The sequence below is a fragment of the Halalkalicoccus paucihalophilus genome, from assembly GCF_001593955.1.
Lineage (GTDB): Archaea > Halobacteriota > Halobacteria > Halobacteriales > Halalkalicoccaceae > Halalkalicoccus > Halalkalicoccus paucihalophilus.
This window is the reverse complement of the sequence record NZ_LTAZ01000001.1, coordinates 130,923-147,031: the sequence shown is the minus strand read 5'-3', so window position 1 is coordinate 147,031 and position 16,109 is coordinate 130,923. Positions and strand designations below refer to the sequence as shown.

General features: G+C 67.0%; 19 protein-coding genes. 10 read left to right on the top strand and 9 right to left on the bottom strand.

The genetic code is table 11. The annotated features are described in order from the left end of the window. The first annotated feature begins 38 nt into the window (after positions 1 to 38). The 4 genes from HAPAU_RS00765 (at position 39) to HAPAU_RS00750 (ending at position 2,886) form a co-directional block, all read left to right on the top strand. On the top strand, positions 39 to 608 hold the full coding sequence (locus HAPAU_RS00765) for a hypothetical protein (RefSeq protein WP_066378312.1): 570 nt from the start codon (positions 39 to 41) through the stop codon (positions 606 to 608). Between the two features lie 77 nt (positions 609 to 685). Further along, positions 686 to 1,627 carry a sulfide-dependent adenosine diphosphate thiazole synthase gene (locus HAPAU_RS00760; protein WP_066378311.1) on the top strand — a complete coding sequence of 314 codons (942 nt, stop codon included), beginning with the start codon at positions 686 to 688 and terminating at the stop codon, positions 1,625 to 1,627. Between the two features lie 10 nt (positions 1,628 to 1,637). After that, complete coding sequence (locus HAPAU_RS00755; protein WP_066378310.1) at positions 1,638 to 2,402, top strand: DUF7001 family protein; 765 nt, start codon at positions 1,638 to 1,640, stop codon at positions 2,400 to 2,402. A 61-nt stretch (positions 2,403 to 2,463) separates the two neighbouring features. Continuing rightward, positions 2,464 to 2,886, top strand: a complete 423-nt coding sequence (locus tag HAPAU_RS00750) for an acyl-CoA thioesterase (protein ID WP_066378309.1) — start codon at positions 2,464 to 2,466, stop codon at positions 2,884 to 2,886. On the opposite strand, the gene HAPAU_RS00745 is transcribed toward HAPAU_RS00750, so the two are convergent. From HAPAU_RS00745 to HAPAU_RS00730, 4 genes are read right to left on the bottom strand one after another with little or no spacing between them, the layout of a single operon-like run. Beyond that, on the bottom strand, positions 2,854 to 3,504 hold the full coding sequence (locus HAPAU_RS00745; protein ID WP_066378308.1) for a class I SAM-dependent methyltransferase: 651 nt from the start codon (positions 3,502 to 3,504) through the stop codon (positions 2,854 to 2,856). The two genes, HAPAU_RS00750 and HAPAU_RS00745, sit on opposite strands and share 33 nt — an antisense overlap. Further along, entirely contained in the window at positions 3,501 to 4,403 is a 903-nt protein-coding gene (locus HAPAU_RS00740; protein WP_066378307.1) for a thiamine-phosphate synthase family protein, read from the bottom strand. Before HAPAU_RS00740 ends, HAPAU_RS00745 begins: the two co-directional genes overlap by 4 nt. Beyond that, on the bottom strand, positions 4,400 to 5,053 hold the full coding sequence (dcd, locus tag HAPAU_RS00735; protein ID WP_066378305.1) for a dCTP deaminase: 654 nt from the start codon (positions 5,051 to 5,053) through the stop codon (positions 4,400 to 4,402). The genes HAPAU_RS00740 and dcd overlap by 4 nt, the downstream gene beginning before the upstream one ends. 39 nt (positions 5,054 to 5,092) lie before the next feature. After that, entirely contained in the window at positions 5,093 to 5,704 is a 612-nt protein-coding gene (locus HAPAU_RS00730; RefSeq protein WP_084383639.1) for a YIP1 family protein, read from the bottom strand. Between the two features lie 83 nt (positions 5,705 to 5,787). On the opposite strand from HAPAU_RS00730, the gene pth2 reads away from it, so the two are divergent. Further along, positions 5,788 to 6,126, top strand: a complete 339-nt coding sequence (gene pth2, locus HAPAU_RS00725) for a peptidyl-tRNA hydrolase Pth2 (RefSeq protein ID WP_066378298.1) — start codon at positions 5,788 to 5,790, stop codon at positions 6,124 to 6,126. A 53-nt stretch (positions 6,127 to 6,179) separates the two neighbouring features. After that, positions 6,180 to 6,815 (top strand): DsbA family oxidoreductase, encoded by a 636-nt coding sequence (locus HAPAU_RS00720; RefSeq protein ID WP_066378296.1) that lies wholly within the window; start codon positions 6,180 to 6,182, stop codon positions 6,813 to 6,815. Position 6,816: 1 nt separating this feature from the next. On the opposite strand, the gene HAPAU_RS00715 is transcribed toward HAPAU_RS00720, so the two are convergent. Both HAPAU_RS00715 and HAPAU_RS00710 read right to left on the bottom strand, forming a co-directional pair. Further along, positions 6,817 to 7,386, bottom strand: a complete 570-nt coding sequence (locus HAPAU_RS00715; RefSeq protein WP_084383638.1) for a small multi-drug export protein — start codon at positions 7,384 to 7,386, stop codon at positions 6,817 to 6,819. 5 nt (positions 7,387 to 7,391) lie between these two features. Further along, on the bottom strand, positions 7,392 to 7,754 hold the full coding sequence (locus tag HAPAU_RS00710; RefSeq protein ID WP_066378294.1) for a thioredoxin family protein: 363 nt from the start codon (positions 7,752 to 7,754) through the stop codon (positions 7,392 to 7,394). Positions 7,755 to 7,844: 90 nt separating this feature from the next. On the opposite strand from HAPAU_RS00710, the gene mutS reads away from it, so the two are divergent. Further along, on the top strand, positions 7,845 to 10,475 hold the full coding sequence (mutS, locus tag HAPAU_RS00705; protein ID WP_066378292.1) for a DNA mismatch repair protein MutS: 2,631 nt from the start codon (positions 7,845 to 7,847) through the stop codon (positions 10,473 to 10,475). Here the strand turns inward: mutS and nucS are convergent. The 3 genes from nucS to HAPAU_RS00690 are packed head-to-tail and all read right to left on the bottom strand — an operon-like array spanning position 10,472 to position 12,775. Next, positions 10,472 to 11,203, bottom strand: coding sequence for an endonuclease NucS (gene nucS / locus HAPAU_RS00700; protein WP_066378285.1), 732 nt, complete (start codon positions 11,201 to 11,203; stop codon positions 10,472 to 10,474). The genes mutS and nucS overlap by 4 nt on opposite strands. A gap of 35 nt (positions 11,204 to 11,238) precedes the next feature. Continuing rightward, positions 11,239 to 11,667: a DUF6735 family protein gene (locus HAPAU_RS00695; RefSeq protein ID WP_066378283.1), complete on the bottom strand. Its 429-nt coding sequence runs from the start codon at positions 11,665 to 11,667 to the stop codon at positions 11,239 to 11,241. Positions 11,668 to 11,698: 31 nt separating this feature from the next. Further along, positions 11,699 to 12,775, bottom strand: a complete 1,077-nt coding sequence (locus tag HAPAU_RS00690) for an NAD(P)/FAD-dependent oxidoreductase (protein ID WP_066378281.1) — start codon at positions 12,773 to 12,775, stop codon at positions 11,699 to 11,701. 71 nt (positions 12,776 to 12,846) lie between these two features. On the opposite strand from HAPAU_RS00690, the gene HAPAU_RS00685 reads away from it, so the two are divergent. Genes HAPAU_RS00685 through HAPAU_RS00675 form a run of 3 tightly spaced genes read left to right on the top strand, consistent with a single transcriptional unit; the run spans position 12,847 to position 16,042 of the window. Then, on the top strand, positions 12,847 to 14,142 hold the full coding sequence (locus HAPAU_RS00685) for a cobyrinic acid a,c-diamide synthase (RefSeq protein WP_066378279.1): 1,296 nt from the start codon (positions 12,847 to 12,849) through the stop codon (positions 14,140 to 14,142). 34 nt (positions 14,143 to 14,176) lie between these two features. Continuing rightward, positions 14,177 to 15,505: a tRNA pseudouridine(13) synthase TruD gene (gene truD, locus HAPAU_RS00680; RefSeq protein ID WP_066378277.1), complete on the top strand. Its 1,329-nt coding sequence runs from the start codon at positions 14,177 to 14,179 to the stop codon at positions 15,503 to 15,505. A 33-nt stretch (positions 15,506 to 15,538) separates the two neighbouring features. Further along, positions 15,539 to 16,042 carry a TspO/MBR family protein gene (locus HAPAU_RS00675; RefSeq protein ID WP_066378274.1) on the top strand — a complete coding sequence of 168 codons (504 nt, stop codon included), beginning with the start codon at positions 15,539 to 15,541 and terminating at the stop codon, positions 16,040 to 16,042. Positions 16,043 to 16,109: the final 67 nt, after the last annotated feature.

Genomic DNA, 16,109 nt, shown 5'->3' with positions numbered 1-16,109 from the left:
TACACACCGACTAATGCGGTCGCTCCCGAACGCCCGGCATGGCCGGCGACCCCTTCCCGACGGTGGCCTCGGAGTGTCTCGACGAGTGGACCCTCGACGAACGGACCTCCGAGACCGTGTTCTCTCTGTCCGGACTCGACGTCGAGGGCCATACCGCGCTCTACGAACGGACCGACATTCGCCGGGCGGTTCGGGAGGCGACCGACGGGGCACTCGACCAGCCGTGGCGCTTCTTCTTCGCGACGCGATTGACGTTCGACCCGCCGCTGGCGGGCGTCGGGCCGCTGGCCGTCTTCCCGATGGTGCTGTCGAACGCCCGCCGGGAGTTCGTCGACGACCTCGAAAGGCAGGGGTTCGAGGCCGTCGAGCGCGGGCGAACCCAGCGGGTGCGGGCCGACTCGGGGGACCGAATCCGCCTCACGAAGTACGCCGCCGGATTCGAAACACGAGAGGTCGACGCCGGTATCGAAGCGTGGTTCGGCGTCTGGATCCACGGGGGCGAGTTCCGGATCGCGGGCGGGGCGTACCCGACGAGCGGGCTCCCCGTCGACCTCGATCCCCCTGCCTACCGCGAGGAACTGCTCGACCTGATCCGGAGCGTCGAATAGCCGCCTACAGGCGTCGTTTCACCCTTCCGAGAGGTACCGCAACACCTTTCAACTACTCGGTAATACGACCTAGTGATATGAGCCAGTACGAACAGTTCAGTGAGGTCGGCGAGGCCGATGTGACACGGGCGATCGGACAGGAGTGGACCGAGGAGTTCATGGACTTCTCGGATTCTGACGTCATCATCGTCGGGGGCGGTCCCTCGGGGCTGATGGCCGCGAAAGAACTCGCCGAGCGGGGCGTGAAGACGATGGTCGTCGAGAAGAACAACTACCTGGGTGGTGGGTTCTGGCTCGGGGGCTTCCTAATGAACAAGGTGACGGTGCGCCAGCCCGCACAAGATGTACTAGAAGACCTCGATGTCGATTACAAGCCCGCACAGGAGTCGGAGGGGCTCTACGTCGCGAACGGCCCCGAAGCGTGTTCGGGGCTGATCAAGGCCGCTTGCGACGCCGGCGCGAAGATGCAGAACATGACGGAGTTCACTGACATCGTGATTCGCGAGGATCACAGGGTGGGCGGCATCGTCATGAACTGGACGCCGGTCCATGCCCTACCCAGAGAAATTACCTGTGTCGATCCCATCGCCGTCGAGGCGGACCTGGTGATCGACGCGACGGGCCATGACGCGATGGCGATCAAGAAGCTCCACGAGCGGGGCGTGCTCGACGCGCCCGGCATCGGCGACGCCGCCGCGAGTTCTACAGGTATGGATCAGACCGGCGACGATTCGTATGGCGCGCCGGGTCATGATTCCCCCGGGCACGACTCGATGTGGGTCGGGAAAAGCGAGGACGCCGTCGTCGAGCACACCGGACTGGCCCACGACGGCCTGATCGTGACGGGAATGGCGACCGCCACCACGTACGGCCTCCCGCGGATGGGCCCGACCTTCGGCGCGATGTTGCTCTCGGGTAAGCGCGCCGCACAGACCGCCCTCGACGAACTCGAAGTGGACGCCGACCCCGTCGAACTGACCGACCGGCAAGCCGCCGCGGCAGCGTCGGGCGACGACTGAGCCCCGAACGATGGTCGAGCGTCTCACGCTGTATCGCGCGCCGACCACGGCCTGCGAGATCGAAGGAATCGCCGACTGGCTTCGCGAGCGGATCGATGCCGAGGTCGCGATCCGCGAGCGATTTCTCGACCTGTACGGCCACGATGGGCTGGCCGAACGCTTTGCCGAGGCACGGGTGCTCGACCCCTACGACCGGGAGACGGGAAACACGATGCTCGGGATCGTCCGCTACGAGGAGCGGGCCCTGAAGAATCCAGAGCGCGCGGGCGGCGTGCTGTATGACGGCCTCGCGGTCCAGCGCGCGCTCAACGACGCGCTCCCCGCCGAGGAACGAGGCCTCTCGCATCTGCACGTCCCGGTGCTCGACCGCGCGCTCGCGACGTGGGGCGCACATGATGGGCGGTGGCACAAGCGGGTGAACGTGCTGGGCCAACCGGCTCCGATCTCGGTGCCGGGACTGTACGAAGCGCCGGCGAAACCCGAGGCCTACTATAGAGAACAGCAGCGCCACGCTTTGCTCGGCGGCGACACCCCGCTCCGGGAGGTGCTCGAAACCGAGGTCGACGGGGAGTTCCTCGTCGAGGACGATCCCCGGACGACCGAGGCGCTCGGAGGGTACGTCCTGAGCGCGTACCACTACCTCCGGACGGGCGAGGCCTTCTGCGAGCGCCCGGGCTGTCGGCTCTACAACGCGCACCGCCAGCCCGAACTGATCGAGGCGCAGCTACGAGATCCACCCTTCTGTGCGAGACACGCCGAGTCCTACGAGGTGTGACGACCACAGAACAGTCGACGAATCGCGGGAGTTATCTCTCTGATCCGTTTCGAACTACCCAATGGGTAGCTTCTCCTCCGACATTCAGGTCCGATTTCGGGACATCGACGCGATGGGCCACGTCAACAACGCGGTCTACGCGACCTACGTCGAACAGGCCCGTACCGAGTACTTCGCGGAGGTCCTCGAGGAGGGACTCGACGCCGTCCCCAGCGTTCTCGCCTCGCTGGAACTCTCCTACGAACGGCCCGTTCTCCTCGAGGAGTCCGTGACTGTCGAGATAACCGTCCCCGAGATGGGTCGGTCGAGCCTCCCGATGAAGTACGAGGTTCTCGCCGACGGCGAGCGGGCGGCGACGGCCAAATCAGTACAGGTCTTTCTCGACCCCGAAACCGAGACGCCCTTTCCGATCCCGGAGCGTTTTCGCGAACGCATCGCCGAGTTCGAGGGCTTAGAGGACGCGGCCGGCGGTCAGGCGCACTAACCCCAGTGCGCTGTCCGTATGGACCGTCCGCTCACAGCGTCGTTCGACCGTCGCGTGGGCGGTCTCGACGCGACGGTCGAGCAGTGCCGTCGGATCGTCGAGTTCGTGCCTGCCGGGCGTCGAGGCGTAGACGAACGCCCGAAAGGGGACGTTGACCAGCGGGCCGTACGCCCGGCGACTCTGCGTCGCGTTGAGCAGTGCGATCCCCCCTCCCGAACCGACGAACTCACACCATCCCTCAACGGCGCGTTCAGGATCCGAGAACATCCCGACGACGAAGGTGGCGACCACGGCGTCCGCATCCTGGAGGGGTGGCTGTGTCGCGTCCCCGCACACGAGGTGGACGTTCCCCCAGCCCTCGCGCTCGACGTGTTCGCGGGCGCGTTCGAGGACGCCCGCCGAGAAGTCCACCCCGATCACCGTGCCCTCCGGTCCGACTTCCTCCCTGAGGTAGGCGAGGTTCGCGCCGGTCCCACAGCCCATCTCGACGACTACGTCCCCCAGTTCGAGTTTTAGTGCCTCGGCGGTCCGTTTCCGCAGTCCGGCGATCCCCGGAATCCTTCGGGCAATCGGGTCGTAGAGGTCGGCCCACCGGGTGTAGAAGTCGGCGGCGCTCATCGCAGGAGGGGTTCGATCGCGTCGGCCACGCTGGGGGCATCCCTCCCAAGAACGTAGATCACGGGTTCGATCCCGAACCCGCCGGTCTGGGCGAGGACGGTCGCCTCTGGCTCCGAATCGAGCGCCCCGGCGATCGACTCCTCGAGGTCGCCCTCGCCCTCGAACTCGATGACCGTGTAGCCCCCCTCCGAGAGGAGCGCCGACAGCAAGGGATCATAGCGGACGTTCAGCGCCGCACGCGCCTCGCTGCCGTGTTCCCGTGCCGTGAGCAACACGTTCGCGACGTGTTCGCTGACGCCGAACTCGGGGTCGCCGGGAACCGTCGCCCGCCCCTTCACGTCGAAGATCCGTCCCGGGACCCCCGCGACGTCGTCGATGGTCACGGCGTCGGGCGTGCATTCGACGAGGTTCGAGCCGACGTTGGGGATCAAGCCCGCAAACCCGCTCGTGTTCTCGAGGGTTCTGAGCCCGCGTCGGACCGACGAGAGGACGCGCTCGGTGGTTCGAAGCTCGCTTTCGGGATCGTGAATCCGGAACTCCCCCTCGTAGGCCGCGAGTTCGGGCATCGCCTCCTCGTGAAGGCTCGCGAGCACGTCGCCGCGGGCTTCGAGCCGCCGGATCAGCACCTCCGCCTCGATCAGCGCCTGGACCCGGCTCATGTCGCCCGTCGAGAGGCCCGTTCCGACCTCCGTGACGAGTTCCCGAACGCGCTCGTCCTCGAGAAACACGTCCTTTCGGGCGACCTCGCCGTGGGCGTACTTCGAGACGGCGCTCTGGCTGATCCCGAGCACCGACGCGACCTCGCTCTGGGTCAGCCCGCGCTCTCGGAGATCCTCGGCGAGCATCGACCGAAAGGTGGGCAAGAACTCCTCGACGACGACCTCCTCGATGAACTTCATCGCTCCTCTCCCCCGGACGACGAGCCCGACGAGGCTCGCTCGTCCTCCTGGCGCTCGGCCGCCCGCTGGTCGCCTCCGAACTCGGAGTCACCCTGAATCCTCGACGCTTGTGGACCCTGCTGGTCCTGGTACTTCGAGCCCCGTTCGCTCCCGTAGGGCCGCTCGGCGGGGTTTTTCATCTCCGTGAAGACCAGTTGGGAGATGCGCATCCCGGGCGTAAGCGCGACCGGAGCAGTACCGAGGTTCGAGAGTTCGAGCGTGATCTGTCCGCGATAGCCCGGATCGCACAGGCCGGCAGTGGCGTGGACCACGACCGCGAGTCGACCTAGCGACGAGCGCCCTTCGACGTTCGCGAGCAGATCGGGTGGAATCTCGACGCGCTCTTTGGTCGTGCCGAGCACGAAATCGCCGGGATGGAGGACGAACTCCTCGCCCTCATCGATGACGGTCTCGGAGACGTACTCCGAGACTTCGCGCTCGCTACCGGGATGGATACAGGGGATGTTCGCGCGCTGAAATTCCAAAAATTCGCGACCGAGTCGCAGATCGACGCTCGCGGGCTGGATCTGCAGATCTGGGTCGTCTATCGGCTCGATCACCAGATCGCCCGCTTCGAGACGGCGGAGGATATCGGCGTCCGAGAGGATCATGTCCGATGGAACGTCGTAACGCCAATAAAAGCCCTCGTTTCACAGGCTCAGCACGAACCCGACCAGCGCCACGAGTCCGGCGATTGCGCCCGCCCGGATCGTTTCGATTCCGTGAATCTGTGCGACCCCGTACGTCCAGATGTACGCGCTCCAGACGGCGACGACGGCCGCAAGGACGATCCCGACCGTCCCCTCGCTACCGGCGATGAACGCCTCGACGTCCCGGGTGTATGTCGCCGGACTCGTGGCGTCGAACGTGGTGTCACGCACCGCGAGAGACGCCGCCACGACGGTGATCGGTGCAAGCAGGACATCAGGGGCGTACCCCCACGCTACGACCGCCAGCGTCTCGCCGAACGACTCCTCGCCGCCCGCGAGGAGATGTATCACACCGCCGATGGCGAGCCACGTCACCACGAGCCCCACCAACAGTACGATCACCAGTTCGGGGAGGATCCGCCTGAGACCTCCGAGGAGTTCGGGCGGCGCGTCAGACGTGCGACTCACGATGAAATAGAGCACTACCAGCAGGCCGAGGGTGACGGCCAGCCAGTTGAGCGCGACGACGAGCGCCCCACGAGCCAACGACGGAGCCGTATCCCGGGCGAAATATGCCTTCGGACGTACGAGCGGAGTGTGTGGAGCATCCATAATTACAAGATTAATTATAAAGATAAAAATCCTTCTCGCGGACGAGTAGCCACCGCTATAACCCTCGCCGGGCCAGTGAAGATATGAAACAGGCGATCGTCGCCCGCACGGACATCGGTATGGGACAGGGAAAACTGGCCGCACAGGTCGCCCACGCCTCGCTGTCGGCCTATGAGGACACCGACCCGGGGGCACGCACGGACTGGAAGGGCGGCGGCCAGAAGAAGGTGGTTCTGAAAGCCTCGGGCGAGAGCGAGATCTTCGAACTGGCCGACCGCGCCGAGCGAGAGGGGGTCCCCCACGCGGTGATCCGCGATGCGGGCCACACCCAACTCGAATCGGGTACAGTAACGGCGCTCGCGGTCGGGCCCGCCGCCGACGACCGGGTCGACCGCGTGACGGGACACCTCTCGCTGTTCTAGGTTCCGGTCGCCGCGACCCGGCCACTTTACCGGCTCGCCGCCCAACGGGCGCCATGAGCGAAACCACGGCCAAGGAGGAGCGGCTCACGATTTACGCCGACTACGTCTGTCCGTTCTGTTACCTCGGCCGACAGTCCCTCGCACAGTTCCAAGCGACCCGGGAGGATCCCCTCGAACTCGACTGGCATCCGTTCGACCTGCGAAGCGACAAGCGTGGCCCCGACGGCGAGATCGACCACTCGGTACCCGACGGGAAGGACGAGGAGTACTTCGAGCAGGCGAGGGAGAACGTCCGCCGCCTGCAGGAGGAGTACGGCGTCGAGATGACCCAGGAGATCGCGACGGCGGTCGACTCGCTGCCCGCTCAGGCCGCCTCGCTGTACGTCAAAGAGCGCCACCCCGAGCGCTGGCAGGAGTTCGACGAGGCGATCTACGCGGCGCTCTGGCGGGACGGGCGGGACATCGGGGACCGCGACGTGCTCGCGGAGGTCGCCGAGGAGGTCGGATTGGACCCGGAGGAGGTCCTCGACGCCAGCGAAGACGACGAGTTGCGCGAACGCCTCGAGGAGCGATTTTCCGAGGCTCGTGAGCGCGGGGTGACGGGCGTGCCGACGTTCGCCTACGACGGGTACGCAGCCCGGGGGGCGGTGCCGCCCGAGCAGCTCGAACGATTGGTCGAGGGCGCCTGACTCAGAGCCCCGCGACGAACCCGAACCCGTAGTAGGAGACGGCGGTCAGGATCACGGTCCAGAGGGCGATGCTCGCGGTCAGCCACGCCCCGACGGCCCGCTTTCTCGATCCGAGCGCGAGCGCGATGAGCGCCGCGAGATGCACCCCGGTGACCATCGGCGACGACATCGCCAGCCCGGCCAGCCCGTAGCGGTCCCAGACTGCCCGGACTCGGCCGCCGGCCCGCTCGCGCGGTTTCGGTTCGGTCCGCCGGTATCGAGCCCACCAGGCCCGCGCCCGGTCGTGGAAGGCGATGACCGCGTAGACCGAGAGGACGTTCCCGAGGAAGGCGAAGACGGCGACGCCGACGACGTTCATCCCGAGGCCGATCCCGACCGGGATCACGAGGAAGATCTCGAACCATGGGATTGCCGCGAACAGGAAGACGAGTGCGTAGCCGACCGGCCCGCCCGTCTCGACGAACAGGTCCGTCGCGGAGCGCGCGGCGGCGGGATCGGTCGCGAGCGCGAGGGGTCCAGCGACGGCCGCGATCCACGACAGTCGCTGCCCCGGATCCGAAGCGCCACCCATCGGGGTCAGGCCCCGCCCGACTCCGCACGTTTCGATCCGTCCGACCCGTCCTCAACGAACGCGACGATCTCCTCGGCCCCCTGAAACCCCTTCGCGAGGCGACCCACTTGTTCGCCGTTTTCGAACAGTATTAGGGTCGGAACGCTCCTGATGTCGTACTCCTCGACGAGCGAGAGGTCCGTCTCGGGATTGAGCATCACGACCGTCAGGTCCGTGGCCCGCGCCACAGTTCCCAGTACCGGTTCGATCGACTGACAGAGCGTACAGCCCTTCGTGTAGAACTCCGCGAGGACGCGGTCGTGCTCGGCGACCAACGCGTCGAGTTCCGTGCCGGTCTCCGCGCGAATCGGTTTCTGCGAAGTGCTCATGGATCCCCTACGTGCCCGATCCGGTTAGGCGGATCGCCCCACGAGGGTCGATTCCGAGGGGTATTTCCACATCCGGAACCACCCACTCCCATGGAACGGGCGCTCGGCGCACCCGAGAAAATGAAAGAGCGCTACGAGGAGCTGACGCCGATGATGCGCCAGTACTGTGACCTCTGTGGGCGCTACGACGAGTCGTTGGTGCTCTTTCAGGTAGGGGATTTCTACGAGACGTTCTGCGAGGCCGCCGAGATCTCGGCGCGCTTACTCGAGATCACGCTCACCAAGCGCGAGGACAGTACGGGAAAATATCCGATGGCGGGGATCCCGATCGACAGCGCCGAATCCTACATCGAGACGTTGCTGGACGCGGGCTTTCGGGTCGCGGTCGCCGATCAGGTTCAGGATCCCGAGGAGGCGAGCGGCGTGGTCGATCGCGCGGTAACGCGGATCGTCACGCCGGGAACGCTCACCGAGGACGAGCTGCTCAGAAGCGAGGACAACAACTACGTCGCGGCACTAGCCCGCGTGGGAGACGAGAGCGGTGACGGGAAGTACGGGCTGGCGTTCCTCGACGTTTCAACCGGTGATTTCGTCGCCACCGGGTCGCACTCGGAAGAAACGATCCGCGACGAGATCAGCCGCTTCGGACCCGCGGAGGCGATCGTCGGGCCCGGGTTGGAGGGGTTCGACGGGTTCGGCCGAAACGACGGCTCCGGTGACAGCGACTGTATGGTCACGCCGTACGACCCCACGGCGTTCGCCCTCGAAGGGGCCCGCGAGCGGCTGGACTCCTATTTCGGCGCCCCCGAGAAACGGCTTGCGAGCGACGCCGAGATCAGTGCCTGCGGCGCGCTGCTCTCGTACGCCGAGTACGCCCGCGGCGGGCAGGACGGCCACCTCGATTATCTCAACCACCTCACCCGCTACGAGCCCCGCGAGTACATGCTGCTGGACCGGGTCGCGCTCCGGAGCCTCGAACTGTTCGAACCGCGGGCGGTCGGGGGCGATAGCGAGCACACGCTCCTTGGGGTGCTCGACGAGACAGCCTGCGCGCTCGGCCGCCGAAAGCTCACCGACTGGCTGCGCCGCCCCCTGCTTGACCCCGAGCGGATCGAGGCCCGACTCGACGCCGTCTCCGAGTGGACGACGCTCGTCGGTGCCCGCGAGGAGGTTCACGACCTCCTCTCGAAGGTCTACGACATCGAGCGCCTGATCGCGCGGGTCTCGCGAGGTCGAGCGAACGCTCGCGACCTGCGCGCGCTGAAGGACACCCTCGATAGGGTCCCGGAGATCCGCGCGGCGATGGACGTGGTGGAAAGCGACACCCTCCGCGGGCTTCGGGAGGGCCTCGACGAACTTGAGGAAGTGCGCGAGCTGATCGACCGGGCGATCGCCGAGAGCCCGCCGATCGAGATCACCGAGGGCGGCGTGATCGCCCGAGGCTACGATTCGGACCTCGACTCGCTTCGCGAGACCGAACGCGAGGGGAAAGCGTGGATCGACTCGCTCGAGGCCCGGGAACGCGAACGCACCGGGATCGACTCGCTGAAGGTCGGGTTCAATCAGGTGCATGGCTACTACATCGAGGTCACGAACCCCAACCTCGATCAGGTACCCGAGAACTACACCCGAAGACAGACCCTGAAGAACTCCGAGCGCTTCTACACGCCCGATCTCAAGGAGCGAGAGGACGAGATCGTCACCGTCGAGGGCCGGGCCGACGACCTCGAATACGAGATCTTCGCCGAGGTCCGCCGCCAGGTCGGAGCCGAATCCGAGCGGGTGCAGGCGGTCGCCGAGGCGCTCGCGACCCTCGACGTGCTCGTCTCGCTCGCGACCGTCGCCGCGAAGTACGGCTACGCCCGTCCCGAGGTCGAGGGGGAGCCGGGGATCGATATCGAGGGCGGACGCCACCCGGTCGTCGAGCGCGCCCAGGAGTCGTTCGTTCCTAATAGAACCGAAATCACGCCCGAGGAGCGTCTCGCCGTACTCACGGGCCCGAACATGAGCGGCAAATCCACGTACATGCGCCAGGTCGCCCTGATCGCGATCCTCGCCCAGATCGGGAGCTTCGTGCCCGTGAGCCGGGCCCGAATCGGGATCGTCGACCGCGTATTTACCCGTGTGGGCGCGAGCGACGACATCGCGGGCGGGCGATCGACGTTCATGGTCGAGATGAGCGAGCTCGCGACCATCCTTAGAGGTGCCACCGAGCGCTCGCTGGTCCTGCTCGACGAAGTGGGGAGGGGAACGAGCACCGCCGACGGGCTGGCGATCGCGCGCGCCATCACCGAGTACGTCCACGACGAGGTCGGCGCGCTGACGCTGTTTGCGACCCATCATCACGAGCTCACCGAGCTCGCAGCGGTCCTCGACGGCGCCTTCAACCTCCACTTCGCCGCGACACAGACCGACGAGGGCGTCACCTTCCGCCACGACGTCTCGCGGGGTGCGGCGACCGCTTCGTACGGGATCGAGGTCGCACGCGCCGCGGGCGTGCCCGAGCGCGTCGTCGAGCGCTCACGCGCGCTCGTCGCTGAGGACGCTCCGGAGAACGCGACCGATGGGGGGTACTCGTTTCCCGATGGATCGACGCCCGCAACTGGGTACCCCACGGGAGACGACCCGCTGGCCGCGGAACTCCGCTCGCTCGACGTGGCGAACATGACGCCTATCGAGGCGCTGACGACGCTCGACCGCTTGAAACGCGAGTTGGATTAGGGCGACAGCGCGACGAACTCCAAACCCTTTCTCGTGAGCAACCGGTGGGCCCGATCCGTCACCGAGGGTGCGACGAGGATTCCACGGATCTCGCATCCGGCGTGGAGATCGCGTTCGAGCGCCTCGACGTAGCGGCTCAGCTGGCCCACGGCGTCGGGGCCGACCCGCCGGCGTTTGAGTTCGAGGACCACGACCCTCCCCTCCTCGTCCTCGCCGTAGATGTCCACTGCTCCTGCGGGCGTACTTCGCTCCGTTGCCAGTGGCCGAAAGCCCGCCTCGATCAGTTCGGGCTCCTCGAGGATCCGGCGTTTCAGGTCTTCTTCGGTGCCCGTCACCGAGAGGCTCGCACCCCCTCCGCCGTCGGTCTCGAAGATCGCGAGGTGGGCGATCCGTTCGAACCGAATCACGAGCTCCTCGTCCGGGTTCTCGCGCCGACTGTCGAGGACGAGGCTTCCCGCTTCGATTCGGACCGCCTGTCTGCTGCCCGGTGGCTGCCAGTTGATCGGCTTTTGGCCCTCGTCGGTGTGGACGAGTACCGTTCCGTCGGGTTTGCACATGACGTGGCGCCGTCCGGGCCCCAGACTGCTCGCCGCGCGGCCGTCGTACTCGACGGTACACTCGCCGAAGAGCGTGAACAAGCCGCCCCGTTCGATCACGCTCGCCAGCCGATCGCGGGCCTCCGCGGCGCTCGGCTCCGAGAGCACGACGGTCTCCTCGGTCGCTGTCACTGCCCTTCCTACCGGCTCCGAGAGTAAAAATCACGCTATGGGACGATCACTTCCGTTGTGTCGGTGAACGAACGAACGCGTTCCTCGAAGTAGACCAGCGCCGCCCACTCGTCGAGCAAACCCGCCTCGATCGCGTCGCCGAGAGCCCCCTTCATCGCGTGGGTCCAGCCCCTGAGGTAGTCTTCGCTCACCCTTGCCTCGGGCCTGAGCGCGATACAAGCCCCACCTGAGGATGACAGGGAATCGGCCGTCGGGATCGAGAACGGGAGCACGAGGTAGGTCGTCGCCCGGTCCTCGCGGACGACGACCGCCTCGTGGCTTCGGAAGTCCACGGACTCGAAGACGGCGCGCCGCGAGAGGGCGCTCGCGAGCGCCTCGGGCTCCCGCTCGGCGGGCTCGCGGCGCTCCGAGAGCGCGTAGGCGCCGTTTGCGAGCCGGTCAGCGACGAGGGTTCTGCGGGCCACGCGCCCTCTGGCCCCGCCATCGCGTATAAACCTACGCGAAGCGGGCGGGCGAGAGCGGATCGAGCAGTTCCCTGTCGTTCCCGAGCAACCGGTCGGCGAGCAGATCCGCGACGGCGGGCGTGAGCGTTACACCCGTTCCGCTCATCCCCGTCGCGACGTAGTAGTTCTCTACTTCGGTTCCACCGACTAGCGGCCGGCCGTCGGGGGTGACGGTTCGGATCCCGACCCACTCGTCGATCACCTCGCCCTCGCGGATCGCCGGCACCGTCCCGGCGAACTTCCGGACCTCCTCGTGGAACGACTCGGGAACCGGGAGGCGTTCGTTCGGGCCGAGGCGCTCGCCCGCTGCGAAATCGGTGGCGAGCCGCCCAACATGGAGCCCCTCGCTATGGCTTCGACAGTACAGCCCACGCTCGAACAGCGTGAACGGTTCGGGGTTCCTCGGACAGTCGAACGAGAGGATCGGGCCGCGGGTGTGGCGAAGCGGGTGTTCGAGGCCGACGAGCCTGTCGATCTCGGGGGCCCACGGGCCGGCGGCGTTAACGATCGCGTCGGCCGTGATCCGCCCTTCCGCCGTCTCCACTTCGACCTCCGTGCCGGGGGAGATCCCCGTGACTTCGACGCCGGTTTCGATCCGCGCACCGCCCTCGCGGGCACGGGCCGAAAAATGCTCGACGAGTTCACCCGGTTCGAAGTACCCCTCGCCGGGCGTGTAGATCGCGCCGAGTCCGTTCTCGATTCCGAACGCCGGGAGTTCGGCGGGTTCGATGTACTCGGTTTCGACACCGTGTTCGCACAGTTCAGGTGCCGCCTCGCCCAACCGTTCGGCGAACGCTTCGGTTTCGGCGACGTACAGCGAGCCGACCCCCGTGTGGGTCAGCTCGTCGAGGTGGGGTTCGTACCGGCTCCACGACAGTTCGCGCAGGCGCTGGTCGTATGCTTGGGGCGCGGGCTGCTGGCGATGGACCATCGCCATCGAGGCCGCGGTGGTACCCCCGCCGAGCGACCCGCGTTCGAGCAACGTCACCCCGTCGATTTCGGTGCGCTCCGTGAGCGCGGCCGCGAGGCTTGTCCCGACGACGCCCCCGCCGACGATCGCTACGTGCATGGTCCTTCTCGCGCGGGCCGGGTGATAATAATTCCCGTGGCGTTGATACTCCCGGGTCGCGTGCTCCCGGTATGAAGGGATTCATCCTCGCGGGGACCACCTCGGGCGTTGGAAAGACCGTCGCCACGCTCGCGGCGATCCGCGCGCTCTCGAAGGCCGGCTACACCGTCCAACCGGCGAAGGCCGGTCCGGACTTCATCGACCCGAGCCACCACGCCGCGGTCGCCGGGCAGGCCTCGCGCACGCTCGATCCGTGGCTCTGTGGCGAGGAGGGAATGGCCCGGAACTACTACCGCGGTGAGGGAGACCTGTGTGTCGTCGAGGGGATGATGGGGCTGTACGACGGCGATACGAGCACCGCCCGGATCGCCGAATCCCTCGATTTGCCCGTCGTCCTCGTCTGCGATGCGAGCGCGGGCATGGAGAGCGTCGCCGCGAGCGCGCTGGGCTTTCAGGAATACGCTGCCCACGCCGGAATCGACATCGATGTGGCTGGCATCGTCGCCCAGCGTGCCCACGGTGGGCGCCACGAGGAGGGGATCCGCGAGGCGCTGCCCGATTCGCTGTCGTACTTCGGGCGAGTGCCGCCGACGGAGGAGTTGGAGATCCCCGAGCGCCACCTCGGCCTCCACATGGGTGGGGAGTCACCCATCGACCTCGCGGCGCTCGACGAGGCCGCCGCCCATTTGAAGGGCGAGAAATTCGCCGAGGTCGCACGCGCGCCGCCAAGACCCGACCCCGAAGAACCTCGTCCTGCCACCGGCAAACGGATCGCGGTCGCCCGCGACAGCGCCTTCTGCTTTCGGTATCCCGCGACGATCGAGCGCCTGCAGGAACGGGGCGAGGTCGTCCCCTTTTCGCCCGTACGGGGCGACGCACTGCCCGACTGCGACGGCGTCTACCTCCCCGGCGGGTATCCCGAACTGCACGCCGCCGCGCTCGCCGACAGCCCCGCCCTCGAAACGCTCGCCGAGCGTGCGAGTGAGGGCCTCCCCGTCTTCGGGGAGTGTGGCGGCATGATGGCGCTTTCCGAATCGTTGACGACTCTCGAGGGAAACACCTACGGGATGGCGGGCGTTCTGCCCGCCGACATCGAGATGCACGAGCGGTATCGGGCGCTCGACCACGCCGAACTCCGGGCGCGTGAGGACACCCTCTCAGCCCGCGCCGGCGAGTCGCTCCGGGGCCACGAGTTCCACTACTCCAGTGCCGAGGTGGATCCGGACGCCCGCTTTGCCTTCAATGTCGAGCGCGGAACCGGGATCGACGGCGAGCACGACGGCCTGACCGAGTACCGCACCCTCGGAACCTACGTGCACGTCCACGCCGAAAGCGGCGCGTTCGACCGTTTCTGCGAGGCGCTCTGAGAGGGTTTATCCGCCCGCCGAAGTGAGAACGGGTATGAACGACTACCTCCCTGCCCACCCCATCGAGCGCGAGGTCGGCATGGAGTACTACGCCAGCAGCACCGGAGGAATCGCCGGGACGATCCGCGAGCGCGATGGGGACTTCCGGGTCCGCGAGATCGAGGACTTCGATACCCAACCGGCCGATGCCGACCCCGATGCCTATCCGCATCTCGTGGTTCGGGCCACCCTCCGGGGCTGGGACACCAACGACTTCGTCCGGCGGCTCTCGGACGCGATGGGGGCGAGCCGCGAGCGCGTCTCGTGGGCGGGGACGAAGGACAAGCGCGCCGTGACCACTCAACTGTTCAGCGTGATGAAGGCGGATCCGGCGGCCCTCCCCGAGATCCGCGACGTGGAGATCGAGGTCGTCGGGCGTGCCGGGCGCGCTCTCCAGTTCGGCGATCTGGCGGGCAACGAGTTTCGCATTCGGGTTCGGGACGCCGATCCCGAGAACTGCGGGGCGATCACCGAGGAGCTTCGGGCGTTCGGCGGCGGCTCGGTCGGGGTCCCGAACTACTTCGGCCAGCAGCGTTTCGGCAGTCGCCGGCCCGTCACCCACCGGGTGGGCCTGGCGATCGCCCGCGAGGACTGGCGCGGGGCGGTCATGGAGTACCTCGCCAATCCCCGTGATTCGGAGCCCGAGGATACGCAGGCGGCGCGGGCGTACGTAGGCGATACCGATGACTGGGACGGGGCGCTCGAACGCTTTCCCCGCAAACTCGGGTTCGAGCGCGCCATGCTCCATCGGCTCGTCGAGGACGGGGCGGAGAGCGAGGCGGATTTTCGCGCTGCTCTCGAAACCGCACCCACCAATCTCCAGCGGCTGTTCGTCAACGCCGCCCAATCCTCCCTGTTCAACCGGATCCTGAGCGAGCGCCTCGAACGGGGTCTACCCTTCGACCGCGCGGTCGCGGGCGACGTGGTCTGTTTCGCCGACGCCGAGGCTCCTGCCGGACTCGCGCGCCCCGATATCAGTCGAACCCAGCGTGTGACCGAAAACCGCGTCGAGACGATCAACCGCCACATCGCCCGGAAGAGAGCGTTCGTCACCGCGCCGCTCGTCGGCACCGAAACGGAACTCGGCGAGGACGAACCCGGCGAGATCGAACGTGAGGTGCTCGACGAGGCCGGGATCTCACCTGCCGACTTCGAGTTGCCCGGCGAGTTTCACTTGACCGGGACCCGCAGGGCGATCCTGCTGACGACGGATCTCTCGGTCGAGCGCGAGCCGCTCACCTTCGACTTCTCGCTTCCGAGCGGCTCGTATGCCACCGTTGTGCTCCGCGAGTACCTGAAGTGCGACCCGCGAGATCTCGGCTAACCGTTTATCGTCGTGGCGTCCCTACTGACGGCTATGACCGAGCTTTCCGTTGCCGGCGTCCGGATCACTCCCCGCGAGGTCCTCGGCGCGCTCGCTGCCGCGGTCGTGATCAACCTGATCGGTGCGCTCGGCGTTCCCTTTACCACTCCGGACAGCGCGTGGTTCCAGGCGCTCGAGAAACCGTGGTTCTACCCGCCGGGTGCGGCCTTCGGAATCGTCTGGACGCTTCTGTTCACTCTGATGGGGATCGCCGCCTACCTCGTCTACCGCCAAGGGTTCGAGAACCGTGCAGTGAAGGTCGCCCTCGGCGTTTTCGCGCTGCAGATGGTCGTCAACGTCGCGTGGTCGCCCGCCTTCTTCGCGGCTCAGGAACTCCTGCTCGCGCTCGGGATCATCCTCGTCCTCTGGCTGTTGATCGGCGCGACCATCGTCGCCTTCTCTCGGGTGGATCGCCGTGCGGCCGCCCTGCTCGTGCCGTATCTCGCATGGGTCACCTTCGCCGCCGTCCTGAACTACTCGATCTGGGCGCTCAACTAGTTCCCGAATCCACATCGGCTCGGCCTTTTCCATCTCCTCGAATACCTCCGATTCCCGTTCGACGAGG